At 73.1% G+C, this 15,966-nt stretch carries 18 protein-coding genes; 10 read left to right on the forward strand and 8 right to left on the reverse strand.

The window, feature by feature from the left end:
* Positions 1-672 carry a potassium channel family protein gene (locus tag FJQ56_RS17595; RefSeq protein ID WP_140010890.1) on the forward strand — a complete coding sequence of 224 codons (672 nt, stop codon included), beginning with the start codon at positions 1-3 and terminating at the stop codon, positions 670-672.
* A 304-nt stretch (positions 673-976) separates the two neighbouring features.
* On the opposite strand, the gene FJQ56_RS17600 is transcribed toward FJQ56_RS17595, so the two are convergent.
* From FJQ56_RS17600 to dut, 4 genes are read right to left on the reverse strand one after another with little or no spacing between them, the layout of a single operon-like run.
* Positions 977-1,699 (reverse strand): DUF3159 domain-containing protein, encoded by a 723-nt coding sequence (locus FJQ56_RS17600; RefSeq protein WP_140010891.1) that lies wholly within the window; start codon positions 1,697-1,699, stop codon positions 977-979.
* Positions 1,696-2,061, reverse strand: a complete 366-nt coding sequence (locus tag FJQ56_RS17605; protein ID WP_140010892.1) for an OB-fold nucleic acid binding domain-containing protein — start codon at positions 2,059-2,061, stop codon at positions 1,696-1,698. The genes FJQ56_RS17600 and FJQ56_RS17605 overlap by 4 nt, the downstream gene beginning before the upstream one ends.
* A 9-nt stretch (positions 2,062-2,070) precedes the next feature.
* Complete coding sequence (locus FJQ56_RS17610; protein WP_140010893.1) at positions 2,071-2,700, reverse strand: DUF3710 domain-containing protein; 630 nt, start codon at positions 2,698-2,700, stop codon at positions 2,071-2,073.
* Positions 2,701-2,742: 42 nt separating this feature from the next.
* Positions 2,743-3,216, reverse strand: coding sequence for a dUTP diphosphatase (dut, locus tag FJQ56_RS17615; protein WP_140010894.1), 474 nt, complete (start codon positions 3,214-3,216; stop codon positions 2,743-2,745).
* A gap of 75 nt (positions 3,217-3,291) precedes the next feature.
* On the opposite strand from dut, the gene FJQ56_RS17620 reads away from it, so the two are divergent.
* Together FJQ56_RS17620 and FJQ56_RS17625 are read left to right on the forward strand one after the other, a co-directional pair.
* Positions 3,292-3,753: a DUF3093 domain-containing protein gene (locus FJQ56_RS17620; protein WP_140010895.1), complete on the forward strand. Its 462-nt coding sequence runs from the start codon at positions 3,292-3,294 to the stop codon at positions 3,751-3,753.
* A gap of 55 nt (positions 3,754-3,808) precedes the next feature.
* A complete protein-coding gene (locus FJQ56_RS17625) occupies positions 3,809-4,120 on the forward strand; it encodes a DUF4235 domain-containing protein (RefSeq protein WP_140010896.1) in 312 nt (103 codons plus the stop codon).
* A 280-nt stretch (positions 4,121-4,400) separates the two neighbouring features.
* Here the strand turns inward: FJQ56_RS17625 and FJQ56_RS17630 are convergent, their stop codons facing one another.
* The 3 genes from FJQ56_RS17630 to FJQ56_RS17640 form a co-directional block, all read right to left on the reverse strand.
* Positions 4,401-4,691, reverse strand: coding sequence for a DUF4193 domain-containing protein (locus FJQ56_RS17630; protein WP_140010897.1), 291 nt, complete (start codon positions 4,689-4,691; stop codon positions 4,401-4,403).
* A gap of 149 nt (positions 4,692-4,840) precedes the next feature.
* Positions 4,841-5,713, reverse strand: a complete 873-nt coding sequence (locus FJQ56_RS17635) for an inositol monophosphatase family protein (RefSeq protein ID WP_140010898.1) — start codon at positions 5,711-5,713, stop codon at positions 4,841-4,843.
* Entirely contained in the window at positions 5,710-6,810 is a 1,101-nt protein-coding gene (locus FJQ56_RS17640) for a ferrochelatase (protein ID WP_140011089.1), read from the reverse strand. The genes FJQ56_RS17635 and FJQ56_RS17640 overlap by 4 nt, the downstream gene beginning before the upstream one ends.
* Positions 6,811-6,902: 92 nt before the next feature.
* On the opposite strand from FJQ56_RS17640, the gene FJQ56_RS17645 reads away from it, so the two are divergent.
* Both FJQ56_RS17645 and FJQ56_RS17650 read left to right on the forward strand, forming a co-directional pair.
* A complete protein-coding gene (locus tag FJQ56_RS17645; RefSeq protein ID WP_140010899.1) occupies positions 6,903-8,117 on the forward strand; it encodes an MFS transporter in 1,215 nt (404 codons plus the stop codon).
* A 7-nt stretch (positions 8,118-8,124) separates the two neighbouring features.
* Positions 8,125-8,925, forward strand: a complete 801-nt coding sequence (locus tag FJQ56_RS17650; RefSeq protein WP_140010900.1) for an Fpg/Nei family DNA glycosylase — start codon at positions 8,125-8,127, stop codon at positions 8,923-8,925.
* Positions 8,926-8,960: 35 nt separating this feature from the next.
* On the opposite strand, the gene FJQ56_RS17655 is transcribed toward FJQ56_RS17650, so the two are convergent.
* A complete protein-coding gene (locus FJQ56_RS17655; RefSeq protein ID WP_140010901.1) occupies positions 8,961-9,581 on the reverse strand; it encodes a trimeric intracellular cation channel family protein in 621 nt (206 codons plus the stop codon).
* 110 nt (positions 9,582-9,691) lie between these two features.
* On the opposite strand from FJQ56_RS17655, the gene sepH reads away from it, so the two are divergent.
* The 5 genes from sepH to FJQ56_RS17680 all read left to right on the forward strand — a co-directional run bounded on the left by sepH (position 9,692) and on the right by FJQ56_RS17680 (position 15,705).
* Entirely contained in the window at positions 9,692-10,765 is a 1,074-nt protein-coding gene (sepH, locus tag FJQ56_RS17660; RefSeq protein ID WP_140010902.1) for a septation protein SepH, read from the forward strand.
* Positions 10,766-10,929: 164 nt separating this feature from the next.
* On the forward strand, positions 10,930-12,915 hold the full coding sequence (locus FJQ56_RS17665; RefSeq protein ID WP_140010903.1) for an SDR family oxidoreductase: 1,986 nt from the start codon (positions 10,930-10,932) through the stop codon (positions 12,913-12,915).
* Positions 12,916-12,960: 45 nt separating this feature from the next.
* On the forward strand, positions 12,961-13,896 hold the full coding sequence (locus FJQ56_RS17670; protein ID WP_140010904.1) for a metal ABC transporter substrate-binding protein: 936 nt from the start codon (positions 12,961-12,963) through the stop codon (positions 13,894-13,896).
* A complete protein-coding gene (locus FJQ56_RS17675) occupies positions 13,887-14,684 on the forward strand; it encodes a metal ABC transporter ATP-binding protein (RefSeq protein WP_140010905.1) in 798 nt (265 codons plus the stop codon). The genes FJQ56_RS17670 and FJQ56_RS17675 overlap by 10 nt, the downstream gene beginning before the upstream one ends.
* Before the next feature lie 10 nt (positions 14,685-14,694).
* Positions 14,695-15,705: a metal ABC transporter permease gene (locus tag FJQ56_RS17680; RefSeq protein WP_140010906.1), complete on the forward strand. Its 1,011-nt coding sequence runs from the start codon at positions 14,695-14,697 to the stop codon at positions 15,703-15,705.
* Positions 15,706-15,966 lie beyond the last annotated feature (261 nt).

Below are 15,966 nucleotides of genomic sequence, written 5' to 3' on the forward strand. Positions count from 1 at the left end.
ATGAGGGTCGCCATCGCCGGAGCCGGTGCCGTGGGCCGCTCGATCGCCCGCGAGCTGATCGGCAACGGCCACGAGGTGCTGCTGATCGACAAGAGCCCGCGCTCGGTGATGCCCGAGCGCGTCCCCGACGCCGAGTGGCTGCTCGCCGACTCCTGCGAGATGTCCTCGCTCGAGGAGGCCCGGCTCGACAAGTGCGACGTCGTCATCGCCGCCACCGGCGACGACAAGGTCAACCTGGTCACCTCGCTGCTGGCCAAGACCGAGTTCGGCGTCCCCCGCACCGTGGCCCGGGTCAACCACCCCAACAACGAGTGGCTGTTCACCGAGGCGTGGGGCGTCGACGTCAACGTCTCCACCCCCCGCATCATGTCGGCGCTGGTCGAGGAGGCCGTCACCGTCGGTGACCTCGTACGCCTGTTCACCTTCCGCCAGGGCAACGCCAACCTGGTCGAGATGACCCTGCCCGCCGACTCGCCGTACGTCGGGAAGCCCACCGGCCTGATCCCGTTCCCCGAGAACTGCGCTCTGGTCACCATCCTGCGCGACGGTCAGGTCTACGTCCCCGACCCCGAGCAGCCGGTCGAGTCCGGCGACGAGCTGCTGTTCGTGGTCAGCGCCGACGGCGAGGACGAGCTCGAGCGGATGCTCGCGCCCTCCAGCCACCCGAGCTGACGTCGTACGCCGGTCGAGGTGGCTGGCCCACGCCGGTCGAGGCGACTCCACGCCCGGGCGGTGACCTGGCGACCGAAGCCCGACACGAGTTGGTCGCCAGCTCACCGCCCGATCCGCGAGCGGTGAGACAGCGACCCAAGTCCGTCCCGGAGAGGTCGCCAGCTCACCGCCGCCAGGCCCGAACGCCGAGAGACCGGTGGCGAGAGGACGCAGCTGGAGACCGTAGGACGCTGCGGGGGTCTCGAGGCTCAGGCCTGGCGGCCTTCGCACCTCGACCGACGTGGGGGTGGGTCAGGCGGGTGGGTCAGGCGGGTGCGTCGGGCGCCGCGGACTCGAGCGGTGTCGCGTTGCGGGCGAGCAGCCAGACCATGGCCGACCAGGACGCGATACGCAGCGGCCAGCCCAGGCCGTAGCGCAGGCCGGCGATGACGGCGACGGCGGTGCCGGTGCCGATGACGTCCTGGTAGCCCAGCAGCCAGACCGGCCCCTGCAGCAGGACTCCGACGGCGCCGGGGGCACCGAGGAGGAGGGTCAGGCGGCCGCAGAGTCGCACGACCTGGGGCTCGTCGTGCCAGGCGGTGGGGTCGCCGGTGACGCTGCCGAGCATGAACCCGAGCGCGGGCCAGCGCGCCACGACGGAGCCGAACAGCAGGATCGTGTAGGCGAGGCTGTAGAGGATGCCGGGCAGGAAGAACGCGAGGGCCTGGTCGTCCTCCGAGCCGCCCCCTCGGGCGGCGAGGCGCACGAACAGGTAGCCGATGCCGATGGAGAAGACCGCGTTGAGGACGTACTGCAAGGTCGAGCGCTGCAGCAGCCGCAGCGCCAGCGCGACCCCGGCCGACGCCAGGCTGACGATCAGGGCGAGGCGGAGGTCCTTGGTCGGCAGCCAGATCGCGGTGAACAGCAGGCCGGGGATCGCGGCCTCGATCATGCCGCGCCTGCCGCCCAGCGCCTTGGACATCTGGGCGCGCACCATCGCCTCGACGGTCTCCACCGTCGCCGCGGGCTTCTCCACCGGCTCGCTCATCCGGAGATCAGCTCGTAGCGCGGGTTGTAGATGATCCGGTGGCCGTCGTGGACGCCGATGCGGGCGCGCACCTGGACCGAGCGGCCCGGGTCGATGCCGGCGATCCGGCGGCGCCCCAGCCAGACGATCGTGAGCACCCCGGAGCCGTCGTAGAGCTCCGCCTCGAGGGCGGGTACGCCGCCGCGCGGGCGCACGGTCACCGTGCGGATGGTCCCGCGCAGCGTGACCAGCTCACGGTCGGGGGCCTCGGCGATCGAGACCTTGCCGGAGCCGACGTAGGTCGCCCGCATGTCGCGGGCGTAGGTGTCGTCGGGGTTGGCCCACTTGCTGATGGTGCGCCGCAGCCGGCTCTTCTCGGCCATCTCGGTGCGTCAGCCCTCGACGCGGCGAGCGCTCTCGGGCAGCACCAACGGCAGCGGCTCGCCCACCATCATGGGGTTGCTGCCCCGGCGTACGGCGATCGAGGTGAGCAGGTCCTCCCACGCATCGGCGCCGTCGGCGTCGCGGGCGGGGGCGCCGAGGAAGGTGGCGCGCAGCAGCCAGCGCGAGCCGTTGATGCCGACGATGCGGGAGTGCTGCACCGCGTTGCCCTCGGGGCGCTGGACCTGGATCTCGCAGACCAGCTCGGGGCCGAAGCGCCCGTCGCGCTCGCTGGCGGTACCGCCGCGCTGGGCCATGTCGGCGGCGATCTTGGGTCGCACCTCGCTCCACAGGTCACCGTGACGCGGGGCCGCGAAGGCACGGATCTCGACGGCCCCGTCGGGGCCCGCCAGCATGACCGACTGCACGTTGCCGGAGGCCTCGTCGACCTGCATGCGCAGCTCGCGGTCGGCGGGCGGGACGATGAGCAGCGACCCGAGGTCGACGCGCTCGGCGCCGTCGTCGGGGATGTCGTCGGCGTCGAAGGGACCCTGGACCGCGTCGGCTGCGCCGGCGGCGGCAGCCTCCTCGGCGAGGGCCTCCGATGCCGTGTCGTCGGCGGACTTGCGGCGGAACTTCACGAGGTCACTCCTGGGACGGGGGCTTCTGGCCGGGCGGGATCATCAGGCGGGCTCATCAGGGCGCGTCGCGGCAGCGAACCCACCGGTAGAACCGTAGCCCCCGCCTCCCCGTGCGCTGTCGGGCAGTCGGTCGACCTCGACGAACGCGGCACGCTCGACGCGCTGCACCACCAGCTGTGCGATCCGGTCGCCGCGGCGCAGCTCGATCGGCTCCCGGGGGTCGTGGTTGACCAGGAGCACCTTGATCTCGCCGCGGTAGCCGGCATCGACGGTGCCGGGGGTGTTGACGATCGACAGCCCGTGCCGGGCCGCGAGACCCGACCGGGGATGCACCAGGGCCACGAACCCGTCGGGGAGCGCCAGCGCCACGCCCGTCGGCACGAGGATCCGCTCCCCCGGCGCCAGCGTCAGGTCGACCGTGGTGAGCAGGTCGGCACCGGCGTCGCCGGGGTGGGCGTACGCCGGCAGCGGGAGGTCACGGTCGAGGCGGAGCACCTGGATCTCGAGGTCGGGCACGCACGGACCCTACGACCCGGGCGGCCCGTGCGACCCGTCGGTCGGTCGGCCCGGCCCGGATGGGACCCTGGACCCGTGGCGACGGCGTACGACGAGAGGCTCGGCGTCCCGCTGCGTTGGTGGGTCCAGGGCTCGATGCTCGTCGCGTCGCTCTGGCTGGCGCTGATCGTGGCCGTCCCGGGTGTCGTCGCCTGGGCGGTCACCGCCGTCGCGCTCGGCCTGCTGACGCTGCTGCTGCGCGGCTACGGCAGCACCCGCATCGTCGTCGGCGACGGCACCCTGCGGGTGGGTCGTGCCCGGATCGAGGCGCACCACCTGGGCGCCGTCGAGGCCCTCGACGCCGACGCGGCCCGCCGCGCGGCCGGCGTCGACGCCGACGCACGCGCGTTCCTGCTGCTGCGGCCCTACCTGTCGCGCGCCGTGCGGGTCGAGATCACCGACCCGGCCGACCCGGCGCCGTACTGGTTGGTGAGCACGCGACACCCCGATGCCCTCGCCGGTGCCGTGGCAGAGCTGACCCAGCGTCCGACCGTCTGACCCGGGCGGACCCGGCGCGCTGACGGGCTGACCCCGGGCGCTATAGGGTCGGGCCATGGCCAAGAAAGACGCCTCCGGCGCCACTGACAGCTCCAAGATCTGGTCGGTCTTCTCGCTCGTCTCGGCGCTCGGTGCCGCAGCCGTGGCCAAGAAGGGCCTCAACGCCAGCTGGAAGACCGCGACGCGCAAGCCGCCTCCGGAGAACCCGGCCGACCCCGACGTCCAGCTGCGCGAGGCCGTCGCCTGGGCCGTCTTCAGCGGCGCCTTCGTCGGCCTGGCCCGGATGCTCGCCCAGCGCCGGGCCGCGTCCTACTACGCCCGCTCGACCGGTCGGCTCCCACCCGGCCTCGGCAAGGACGGCAAGTAGCTCGGCGAGCCCGCAGGCACACCGCGAGGGACGAGCGGTGTGCCGTCGCGGGCGAAGGTCGAGCAAGACCTGCGAGCGAGGAACGAGCTCGCAACGGTCGCGTCGAGACCCCCGCAGCCGACGCGCCCAGCCCGACCCCGTCGTGGACTAGCGAGACCGGCTGCGGGCGTCTCGACTCGGACTCGCTGCGCTCGCCCGGCTCGACGACCGTCCGACGACCGTCACGGAAATGACCACGACCCGCCGTCGATGACGGCGGGTCGTGCGTATTGCTACGAAGTCAGATGCAGTCGCGGCAGATGAGCTTCTTCTCGTCGGCCAGCTGGCTGCGGTGATGCACGAGGAAACAGCTCATGCAGGTGAACTCGTCCTCCTGCTTGGGCTTCACCTCGACCGCCAGCTCCTCGTGGGAGAGGTCGGCTCCGGGGAGCTCGAAGGCCTCGGCGGCCTCCGTCTCGTCCTCGTCGACCTTGCCGGAGTTCTTGTCGTGCCGTCGCGCCTTGAGCTCTTCGATGCTCTCCTCGGACTGGTCTTCCTCGTTCTTGCGCGGTGCGTCGTAGTCAGTAGCCATCGCGTCGCTCGCTCCCCTCCACCTTCATGGGCCCGTTCGTGGTCCCTGTGATGCCGCCCCCGGTCCCGGCGCGGCGAATCATGCACCATCTATCCAAATCTCGGAACACCGGACCGTGGACGCTGCTGAGAACGCCGCGTCCCGACGGGCTATTCCGCCCAGAAACCGGCCTCCACCGTGGCCTGACGCAGGTCGTCGACACCGTGTGAGGGAGCGCACAGCAGGAGGGTCAGACCCCCCGCTCCGGGGCCGGTCTCGGTGTGCGCTCCGGCCGCCCGGGCGATGAGTCCCCCGGCCGCGTGGTCCCACAGGTTGACGCCCTCCTCGACGTAGCCGTCGAGCCGTCCCTCGGCCACGTGGCACAGGTCGAGGGCGCACGATCCGAGGCGGCGTACGTCGCGGATGCGGGGCAGCAGGCGGCCGACGGCGGCGACCTGGACGACCTTGACCTCGGTGACGTAGGAGAAGCCGGTGCCGATCAGGCGCTGCCCCAGCGGGCGCTCCGGGCCCACCCGGATCGGGACGCCGTCGCGCAGCGCGACGGTCGTCCCGTCGGCACCGGGGCGGGCGACGTACTCGACCTGCTTGGCGACGTCGACGACCACCCCCGCGACGACCTCGCCGTCGACCTCGGCGGCCAGGGAGACGGCGTACTGCGGGATGCCGTAGAGGAAGTTGACCGTGCCGTCGATCGGGTCGACGACCCAGCGGACCCCGGAGGTGCCGACGACGTCGTCGCCCTCCTCGCCGAGGATCGCGTCGTCGGGACGGCGGGCCAGGATCAGCTGGCGGACCAGCGCCTCGGTGTCGCGGTCGGCCTGGGTGACGACGTCGATCGCGCTGGTCTTGGTGTCGGCCACGGTGATCGTGCCGAGGGCGCGCTCGCGCACCAGGGCGGCCGCGGCACGGGCCACCTCGACGGCCAGGTCGGCCAGCTCGGAGGCCGGCCCGTCGACCGGCCCGTCGACCGGCCCGTCGACCGGCCCGTGGGTCGGAGTGGCCGGCGCGGCCGGGTCGCTCACTCCGGGACGCCGGTCAGCGCGGGACGCGCGGCCCGCGGGTTGGGGCAGCACCCGACCGGGCAGCGGTCCCAGCACGCCCCGAAGGACCCCTCGGCGGCGCGCGCCACCTCCTCGCCGCGCTCCACGGCGGCCCGCTCGAGCAGCAGGTCGCGGACGACGGCGACGAAGCGCGGGTCGTCGCCCGGCGTGGCCGCACGACGGAACGGCAGGCCGAGGCGCTCGGCGGTCTCCTTGGCCTCGGTGTCGAGGTCGTAGATGACCTCCATGTGGTCGGAGACGAAGCCGACGGGGACGACGACGACGCCGGACGCGCCCTCGGCCGCGAGGGCCTCGAGGTGGTCGTTGACGTCGGGCTCGAGCCACGGGGTCTGCGGTGAGCCGGAGCGCGAGCAGTAGACCAGCGCGTGCTCGTGGCGGCGGCCGGTCTGCTCGGCGACCGCGTCGACGACGACCTGCGCGACGTCGAGGTGCTGGGTGACGTAGGTGCCGTCGGCCTCCGGCGGCCCGCTGCCCTCGCTCATCGCCGTGGGGATCGAGTGGGTGACGAAGGCGATCCGCGCGTCGTCGGGCAGCTCGGCCAGGGCAGCGACCGTCGCGTCGACGACGGGCGTCACGAAGCCGGGGTGGTTGAAGTAGTGACGCAGCTTGTCGAGGCGCGGCGTGTCGGGGCCGTCGACCCCGCCGGGCAGCGCGTCGACGGCGTCGAAGAGGTTCTCGCGGTACTGCCGGCAGCTCGACCACGACGAGTAGGCGCTGGTCACGAAGCAGGCCACCCGGCGTACGCCGTCGGCCGCCATCTGCGCGAGCGTGTCACGCAGGTAGGGGTCCCAGTTGCGGTTGCCCCAGTAGACGGGCAGGTCGATGCCGTGCTCGTCGAGATCGACGCGCAGGGCGTCCAGGAACGCACGGTTCTGGTCGTTGATCGGCGAGCGGCCGCCGAACAGGTAGTAGTGCTGGCCGACCTCCTCGAGCCGCTCACGGGGGATCCCCCGGCCGCGGGTGACGTTCTCGAGGAACGGCACCACGTCGTCGGGGCCCTCGGGACCGCCGAAGGAGACCAGGAGCAGGGCGTCGTACGGCGCGATATCGGGTGGCAACACCTCGCCATCGTAGGGAGCCGGGCCGCCGGTTCCTCACCCGTGCGGTCCCGGCGTGGTCCGAGACGGCGCGCGCCCTATGCTCCGCGGAGATGCTTGCCACCTACCGCCGCATCCTGGAGCGACCCGGGACGGCCCTCTTCTCCGCGACCGGGCTGTTCGCCCGCCTGCCCATCGCCATGGTCGGCCTCGGCATCGTGCTCCTGGTCGAGGCCGAGTCGGGCTCCTACGGCCTGGCCGGATCGGTCTCGGCGGTCGCGCTGCTGGCCAACGCCGGCTGCGCGATCCTGCAGGCCCGCTGGATCGACCGGCTGGGACAGTCGCGGGTGCTGGCGGTCGTGATCACGGTCTGGGGCGTCGCCCTCGCCGGGTTGATGTGGTCGGTGGAGTCCGGCTGGCCGCTGGTGGCGACCTACGCCCTCGCGGCGGTGGCCGGGGCGTCCCTGCCCTCGGTCGGTGCGTGCGTGCGGTCACGGTGGGCGCACGTGCTCACCGACGTCGGCGACCGGCAGACGGCCTTCGCGCTGGAGGCCGTGGCCGACGAGACCGTCTACATGGTCGGCCCGATCCTGGTCACCGTCCTGGCGACGGCCGTGCACCCGGTGGCCGGGCTGACCGCGGCCCTGGTCGCGGGCGTGAGCGGCACGCTGGCCTTCAGCGCCCAGCGCGCCACCGAGCCACCGCCGCACCCGCCGCTCGCCGATCGCCGCGACCGGGCCCGGATGCCGTGGGAGACCGTGCTGCCCCTGGCCGTCGCGTCCCTGGCGCTCGGGACGCTCTTCGGGGCCGCCGAGGTCACCACCGTCGCGTTCGCCGAGGAGCGCGACGCGAAGGCCCTCTCGGGGGTGCTGCTCGCCCTCTGGGCCGCCGGCAGCCTGATCGCCGGCTTCCTCACCGGTGCCGTCAGCTGGCGTCGTACGGTCCTGTCGCGGCTGCGGATCGGCGCCGCGGCGATGGCCGTGGCGATGGTGCCGCTGTGCCTGATCGACCAGACCTGGTTGATGGGCGTGGTGCTGTTCGTCGCCGGGTTCGCGATCGCGCCGACGCTGATCGCCACGATGTCGCTCGCCGAGCGGACCGTGCCCGCCTCGCGCCTGACCGAGGGGATGGCGTTCGTGCAGACCGGCATCGTCGCGGGGGTCGCCCCGGGTGCCGCCCTCGCCGGTCTCGTCATCGACTCCGCCGGCGCCTCGCCGGCCTACCTCGTCTCGGTCGGCGGTGGCGTGCTCGCGCTGGTCGCGACGCTGGTGGTGCGGGTGCCCGCTGCCCCGAGGGGTGAGCGACCCGGCGTCGTACGACCAGCATGATGACCCGGTGCCCGAGCTGCCCGAGGTCGAGACCGCCCGCACCGCGATCGAGCGGGCGGCGCTGGGCCGCACCATCGCCGACGTCGACGACCGCGACAGCTACGTCTGCCGACCGCACGCGCCGGGCGAGATCCGGGACGCGCTGGTCGGGCGCGAGCTGACCTCGGCCCACCGACGCGGCAAGACCATGTGGGTGTCCACGTCGGGCTCGGGCCCCTCGCTCGGTCTGCACCTCGGCATGGCCGGGCGGATCTTCGTCACCGAGGCCGACGGCACGGTGGTCGAGGGCGGCGACCCGATCCGTCGGGGCGGCGCGGAGCCCAAGGCGGAGTGGGACCGGTTCACGATCGCCTTCGAGGACGGCGCGGTGCTGCGGCTGTTCGACAAGCGTCGACTGTCGCGGGCCGTGCTCGACCCCGACCTCGACCGGCTCGGGCCGGACGCGGGCGAGGTCGGCCTCGCGGAGTTCCGTGAGCGGATGAGCCGGGGCACCGCGCCGGTCAAGGCCCGCCTGCTCGACCAGTCGGTGCTCGCCGGCGTCGGCAACCTGCTGGCCGACCAGACGCTCTGGCAGGCCCGCATCGACCCGCGCCGTCGCGTCGACACGCTCGACCCCGACGACCTGACCGCGCTGCACCGGTCGCTGCGCAGCGCCACGAGGTCGGCGATCGCGAAGGGCGGCGTGCACACCGGCGAGGTGATCGCGCACCGCCGTCGCGGCGAGCACTGCCCGAGGTGCGGCGCCGAGATGGCGCGCGGCACCGTCGGTGGTCGTACGACGTGGTGGTGCTCGGTCGAGCAGGTCTGACGGGCGGTCCGCGGGCGCGCCACGGTCAGCCACGGTCAGACGGCGGCCGAGCCCGTCGGCTTGGGTGCCTGCCAGCCGCGCCAGATCGCGAGCAGCCGCCAGGAGAGACAGACCGCCGCGCCGGCGACGGCCACGACGGCGACCGGGAGGTCGGTGCGCTCCCCGACGACGGCGACCGCCGCTCCGGCGAGGGCCGGGGTCGCGTAGAGCTCGCCACGGAACACCACCGGCACCCGGCCGGCGAGCAGGTCGCGGACCATGCCGCCGCCGATGCCGGTGACCATGCCCATCAGCGCCGCCGGGAGCGGGCCGAGGCCGTAGTCGAGCGCCTTCAGCGCGCCCGCGACGCAGAACACCGACAGGCCGAAGGCGTCGAAGACCGACACCCGGCGCTCCATCCGGCCGAGCACGCCGTGGAACCAGAAGGTGACGAGTCCCGCGACCACGGGGACCACCAGGTAGCGCCAGTCGGCCAGCGCCGCGGGCGGCGTGGCCCCGATCAGGACGTCGCGCAGGAACCCGCCACCCAGGCCGGTCGTCCCGGCGAGGACGAGCACGCCGAACACGTCGAGGTCCATGCGGACCGCCACCAGCGCGCCCGAGATCGCGAAGACGAAGATGCCGACGAGGTCGAGCGTGACGAGGGTGCCGGACACCACGTCAGAGTAGTCAGAGGAGGGCCAGGGGTAGGGCGCGCCGTCCGGTCATCGAGGTCGCGCTGGCGTAGGGTCGATCGGAACGCAGCAGCGCAGGAGGTGGGGACGAGATGGAGAGGGCCGAGCAGGTCGTGGAGCCGGTCGACCCCGCTCTGTCGCGTCGCTCCACCCCCGCGGACGCCGAGCCCGCGATCCCCCACGAGCTGGGGCTGAGCCTGGCGGGCGTGAGCGACGACCGCACCCGGCTCCTGCTCGTCGACGAGCGCGGTGGCACCTTCACCCTCGCCGTCACGCCCAGCCTGCGAGCCGCGCTTCGCGGCGATGCCTCACGCCTCGGTCAGTTGGAGATCCCCATGACTAGTGTCCTGCGCCCCAAAGACATCCAGGCTCGGATCAGGTCGGGTGAGACCGCCGAGCAGGTCGCCCAGGCCGCCCAGACCAGCGTCGACAAGATCATGGCGTTCGTCGCCCCCGTGCTCGCCGAGCGCGCCCACGTCGCCGAACGCGCCCAGCGCTCCAACGTGCGCCGCTCCGCCGGCGAGAGCCCCCAGGGCGGCCGCACCCTGGGCGAGGCCGTCGAGTCCCACCTGCGCTCGCTCAACCTCGACCCCGACGGCGTCGAGTGGGACGCCTGGAAGCGCGAGGACGGGCGCTGGGCCCTGACCGCCGGCTACGCCCTGCCCGTGCGCACCGGCACCGCCCACCTCACCTTCGACGTCCCCGGCAACTACGTCGTGCTCGACGACGCCGACGCCCGCTGGCTGGTCGGCGAGATCGTCGCCTCCCCCGCGCCGGCCCGCGACGACCTCAGCTCGGTGCGCGAGCGCCGGCTGACCTCCATCCCCCAGGACGAGCTGCCCCTGGGTGACGACGCCATCGAGCTGGTCGCCGACGCACCGGCCGACCTGACGGTCGGCCTGACGCCCGACGTGACCACCGAGGAGTCGTACGACGACCCGGTCGAGGCGTTCCTCGACGCCTCCCCCGCCTCCGACGACCCTGCGCTGCGCGACGAGGCGGCCGACGCCGCCGCCGAGGAGCCCGACCCCGTCCTCACCACCGAGCCCGCCCCCGAGCCGAGCGAGCCCGACGAGCCGGCCGGCCGGCGTACGGTGCAGAAGAAGAAGGGCCGCGCATCGGTCCCGAGCTGGGACGAGATCATGTTCGGGCCGAGCGACCAGTGACTCAGCGAGGAACGAGCTGAGTCACGCAGGTCGCGCAGGTTGAGCAAGCCCTCCGGCTGAGGAACGAAGCCGGAACGGGCGCGTCGAAATCACCGCAGCAGCCGACCGGCCGGGCCCCGTACTGACGCCTCCCGCGGGCCAACACCACGCAGTAGTGTCCGCCCATGGCCTACTTCGTGACCGGCGCCACAGGGTTCATCGGTCGACACCTCGTGCAGGAGCTCGTCGACCACCGCGAGGGCGAGATCTTCGTGCTGTGCCGGGCCGGCTCGATCGGTCGGCTCGAGCTGCTGATGCGCCGGTGGGGCTCGGACCGGGTCGTCCCCGTCGTGGGCGACCTGGGGCAGCCGGGGCTCGGCGTCGACGAGGAGTGGGTGGCCGAGCACCGCGGTGGCATCGAGCACTTCTTCCACCTCGCCGCGATCTACGACATGACCGCCGACGATGCGACCAACGAGACGATGAACGTCGGCGGCACCCGCCACGCCGTCGAGCTGGCCGGCGCCCTCGAGGCCGGTCGGTTCCACCAGGTGTCGTCGGTGGCCGCCGCAGGCGAGCTCAAGGGGCGCTTCGACGAGACGATGTTCGCCGAGGGCCAGCACCTGCCCTCGCCCTACCACCGCACCAAGTACGAGTCCGAGCGGATCGTGCGCGAGGAGAGCACCGTCCCGTGGCGGGTCTACCGCCCCGCCATCGTCGTGGGTCACTCCGAGACCGGCGCCATGGACAAGGTCGACGGGCCCTACTACTTCTTCCCGGTCATGAAGCTGCTGCGCGACCGGCTGCCGGCCTGGCTGCCGCTGGTCGGTGTCGACCTGGGCCAGACCAACGTGGTCCCGGTCGACTACGTCGCCAAGGCCATGGACCACCTGGCCCACCTGCCCGACCGCGACGGCGAGGCCTTCCACCTGGTCAACCCCGAGCCGCAGTCGACGGTCGAGATGATCAACCTGTTCTGCAAGGCCGCCGGCGCCCCCCAGTTCGCGACGCCGGCGTCGCGGCTGCCCGTGCCGGCCCCCTTGCGCGCGGCCAGCCTGCTGCAGGCAGTGGTCAAGCTGCGCCCGGCGCAGCTCGTGCTCGACCAGACGCTGGGCCGCGTCGGCATCCCCGCCGAGGTGCTCGCCCATACCGGCTTCACCGCGGTCTTCGACTCCACGCGCACCGAGCAGGCCCTGGCCGGCTCGGGCATCGCCGTACCCGACCTCGAGAGCTATGCCCGCTCGCTGTGGGGCTACTGGGAGGAGCACCTGGACCAAGCGACCGGCAACAACGCCAAGATCCGAGCGGCGCTGGCCGGCAAGCACGTGCTGATCACCGGTGCGTCCTCGGGCATCGGCCAGGTCACCGCGCTCAAGGTCGCCCAGGCCGGTGGCATCCCCGTCCTCGTGGCCCGCGGCAAGGACAAGCTCGAGGAGACCCGGTCGGTCATCGAGATGCGTGGCGGCACCGCCCACGTGTTCGCGTGCGACCTGTCCGACCTCGAGTCCATCGACCGGCTCTGCGAGCAGGTCACGGCCGAGCTGCCCTCGATCGACTTCGTGATCAACAACGCCGGCCGGTCCATCCGGCGCTCGCTGCGGCTCAGCCACGACCGGTTCCACGACTTCGAGCGCACCATGCAGCTCAACTACTTCGGGGCGATCCGGCTGATCATGGGCCTGCTTCCCGCGATGGAGGCCCAGAGGTCGGGCCACATCGTCAACATCTCCTCCATCGGCGTGCAGACCAACCCGCCGCGCTTCTCGGCGTACGTCGCCTCGAAGGCCGCGCTCGACTCCTGGAGCACCGTCGTCGCCTCCGAGGTGGTCGGCAACGGCGTCACCTTCACCAACATCCACATGCCGCTGGTGCGGACGCCGATGATCGCCCCGACCAAGATCTACGACAAGTTCCCCACCATCTCGCCGGCGCAGGCGGCCGACTCGGTGATCACCGCGATGGTCGACAAGCCCCACGAGATCAACACCCCGCTCGGCAACGTCGGCGCGGTGGCGCACACCGTGGCGCCCAAGCTGGCGTTCCGGGTGCTCAACATGGCCTACCACGTGTTCCCGGACTCGGCCGCGGCCAAGGGCCAGCCCGCTGCGGGCGGCACCCGCGAGAGCGAGCAGATCATGCTCGCCAAGGTGTTCAAGGGCATCCACTGGTGACCCCCGAGTTGGCAATGGGTCTCGGGCGCGGTGAGAATGATTCTCATGCGTCACATCCCGTTCCTGCTCGCCGGGGCGCTCGCGCTCTCGGGCTGCAGCGCGTTCGGTGACGACACCGAGGGCACCCAGGTCGCCGCGGCGTTCTATCCCCTCGCCTGGGTCGCCGAGCGCGTCGCCGGCGACCACGCGACGGTCAGCAACCTGACCACCCCGGGCACCGAGCCCCACGATCTCGAGCTGACGATCCGCGAGACCGCCGAGATCGCCCGGGCCGACCTCGTCGTCCACGAGCAGGGCCTGCAGCCGGCCGTCGACGACGCCGTCGCCCAGAACGCAGCCGGCGAGGTCGTCGACGCGGCCGCGGTGGTCGGGTTGGAGCCGTTCGACGACCACGGCGACGAGCACGGCGACGACCACGGCGACGAGGCGCACTCCGAGGACGACGGCCACGACCACGACGGCGAGCTCGACCCGCACTTCTGGCTCGACCCGCTCAAGATGGCCGACCTGGGCGACCACCTCGCCGACGACCTCGCCGACATCGACCCCGCCCACGCCGACGACTTCGCCGCCAACGCCGCCGCGCTGCGCACCGACCTCGAGGGGCTCGACCGGGCCTTCTCCTCCGGCCTGGCCGACTGCGAGCGCCACACGATCGTGGTCTCGCACGACGCCTTCGGCTACCTGGGGCGCTACGGCATCGAGGTGGCCCCGGTGGCCGGGCTCACGCCCGACGCCGAGCCGACCCCCGCCACGCTCGCCGACCTGCAGCAGCTCATCGACGACGAGGGGCTCACGACCGTCTTCTCCGAGCGTCTCGCCAGCCCGCGGCTCACCCGCTCGCTCGCCGACGACATGGGGGTCGCCACCGCGGTGCTCGACCCGATCGAGGGCCTGACCGACGAGACCGCCGACGACGACTACCTGACCCTGATGCGCGGCAACCTCGCCGCCCTGCGCAAGGCCGACGGATGTCGCTGACCTCCGCCCCCGACCACCCGATCGAGCTGACCGACGGGGCCGTCGCGATCGGCGGGCGTCCGGTCCTGCGCGGCATCGACCTGACCGTCCCCCACGGCCAGTTCGTCGCACTGCTCGGTGCCAACGGCTCCGGCAAGTCCACCCTGGTGCGAGCCCTGGTCGGGCTGCGGCCGCTGACCCGCGGCGAGCTGCGGCTCTTCGGCACCCCCCTCGCCTCGTTCGACGCCTGGCGGCGCATCGGGTTCGTGCCCCAGCGCAGCGGCGCGGCGTCCGGCGTGCCCGCGTCGGTGCGCGAGGTCGTCAGCTCCGGCCGCCTCACCCGACGTCGCCTGCTGCGCCCCCTGTCCGCCGCCGACCGCAGCGCCGTCGACGAGGCCATCGCCCTCGTCGGGCTCGGCGACCGGGCCCGCGACGGCGTCGGCACGCTGTCGGGCGGGCAGCAGCAGCGGGTGCTCATCGCACGCGCCCTGGCCGGTGACCCCGAGCTGTTCCTCCTCGACGAGCCCACCGCCGGCGTCGACCTGCACCACCAGCACGTGCTCGCCGACGCGCTCGGCGCCCTGAAGTCGCGCGGCACGACCGTCGTCCTGGTCGCCCACGAGCTCGGCCCCCTGGCCCCGCTGGTCGACCGGACGGTCGTCATGCGCGACGGCCGCATCTCCCACGACGGCCCGCCGGTCGTCGTACCCGACGGCGAGCCGCACGGTCCGGACTGCGGCCACGCCCACGCCGTACGCCGCCACGACCACGTGCCCCACGTGGCCTCTCCCCTGGAGCGCGACCGATGACCACCCCACGATGAGCCCCGCCGAGCTGTTCAGCCTGCCGTTCATGCAGCGGGCCCTGCTGGCCGCGCTCTTCACCGGCCTGGCCGCGCCGGCCGTCGGCACCTACCTGGTGCAGCGCCGGCTCGCGCTGATGGGCGACGGCATCGGGCACGTCGCGGTGACCGGGGTCGCGATCGGGCTGCTGACCGGGTGGTCGCCGACCTGGACGGCCGTGGTCGTCGCGGTCCTCGGCGCGGTCGCGATCGAGCTGATCCGCGAGCGCGGCCACACCAACGGCGACGTGGCGCTCGCGCTGCTGTTCTACGGCGGGCTGGCCGGCGGCGTCCTGGTCACGGGCCTGGGCAACCAGAGCGCAGCGCGCCTCCAGCAGTACCTCTTCGGCTCGATCACCACGATCTCGGCCGGCGACGTCGTCGTCACGATGGTGCTGGCCGCGATCGTGATCGCCGTGTGCGTCGGGCTGGCTCCCCAGCTCTTCGCCGTCGCGCAGGACGCCGAGTTCGCGATGGTGGCCGGACTCCGCGTGCGGTCCTACAACCTGCTCGTCGCCGTGCTCGCGGCCGTCAGCGTCACCGTCGCCATGCGCACGGTCGGCCTGCTGCTCGTCTCCGCGCTGATGGTGGTGCCAGTCGCGACCTCGCAGCAGCTGTCGCGCTCGTTCCGCACGACCATCGGCGCGGCGATGCTCCTCGGCGCGCTCGCCTCGGTCGGCGGCCTGGTGGTCGCGGCGTTCGCGTCCTACCGCGCCCAGGTCGCACCCGGCCCCACGATCGTCCTGCTGTCGCTGCTGGGCTTCGCCGTGACCTGGCCCGTCGCAGCGTGGCTGCGGCACCGCAGTCGCCTGCAGACGCCGTACGTCGACGAGCCGCTCGGACACGAGGTGAGCGACGACCACGAGGTGCACGACCACGACCACGGGCCCGAGTGCGGCCACGTCGCCGTACCCCACGACGACCACGTCGACTACGTCCACGACGGGCACCGGCACGCCGCGCACGACGAGCACTACGACGAGCACTGAGTCGATCTGTCACGGGCGCACGGCTCGTGCCGCCGACCCGCGCCGCCTGGCCAGGCTGCCGCCGGCCCAGCCTTGCGGGCCGCACCGGCACGGCGGCCGCACCCCCGTGACATGCGCCGTGCGGTCGGCTCCGCGTGGGGCCCGGGCGCCCAGCGATCCGTGGATCACGGGGCGCCGTGCGGTCGAGAGGTCGGCTGCGGTGGCTTCGAGGCTCGTCGCCGGGGCTCCTCGCACCTCAGCCGACGTACTCCTCGACAGGAC

The organism is Nocardioides plantarum, assembly GCF_006346395.1.
In the GTDB taxonomy this organism is placed as follows: Bacteria; Actinomycetota; Actinomycetes; order Propionibacteriales; family Nocardioidaceae; genus Nocardioides; species Nocardioides plantarum.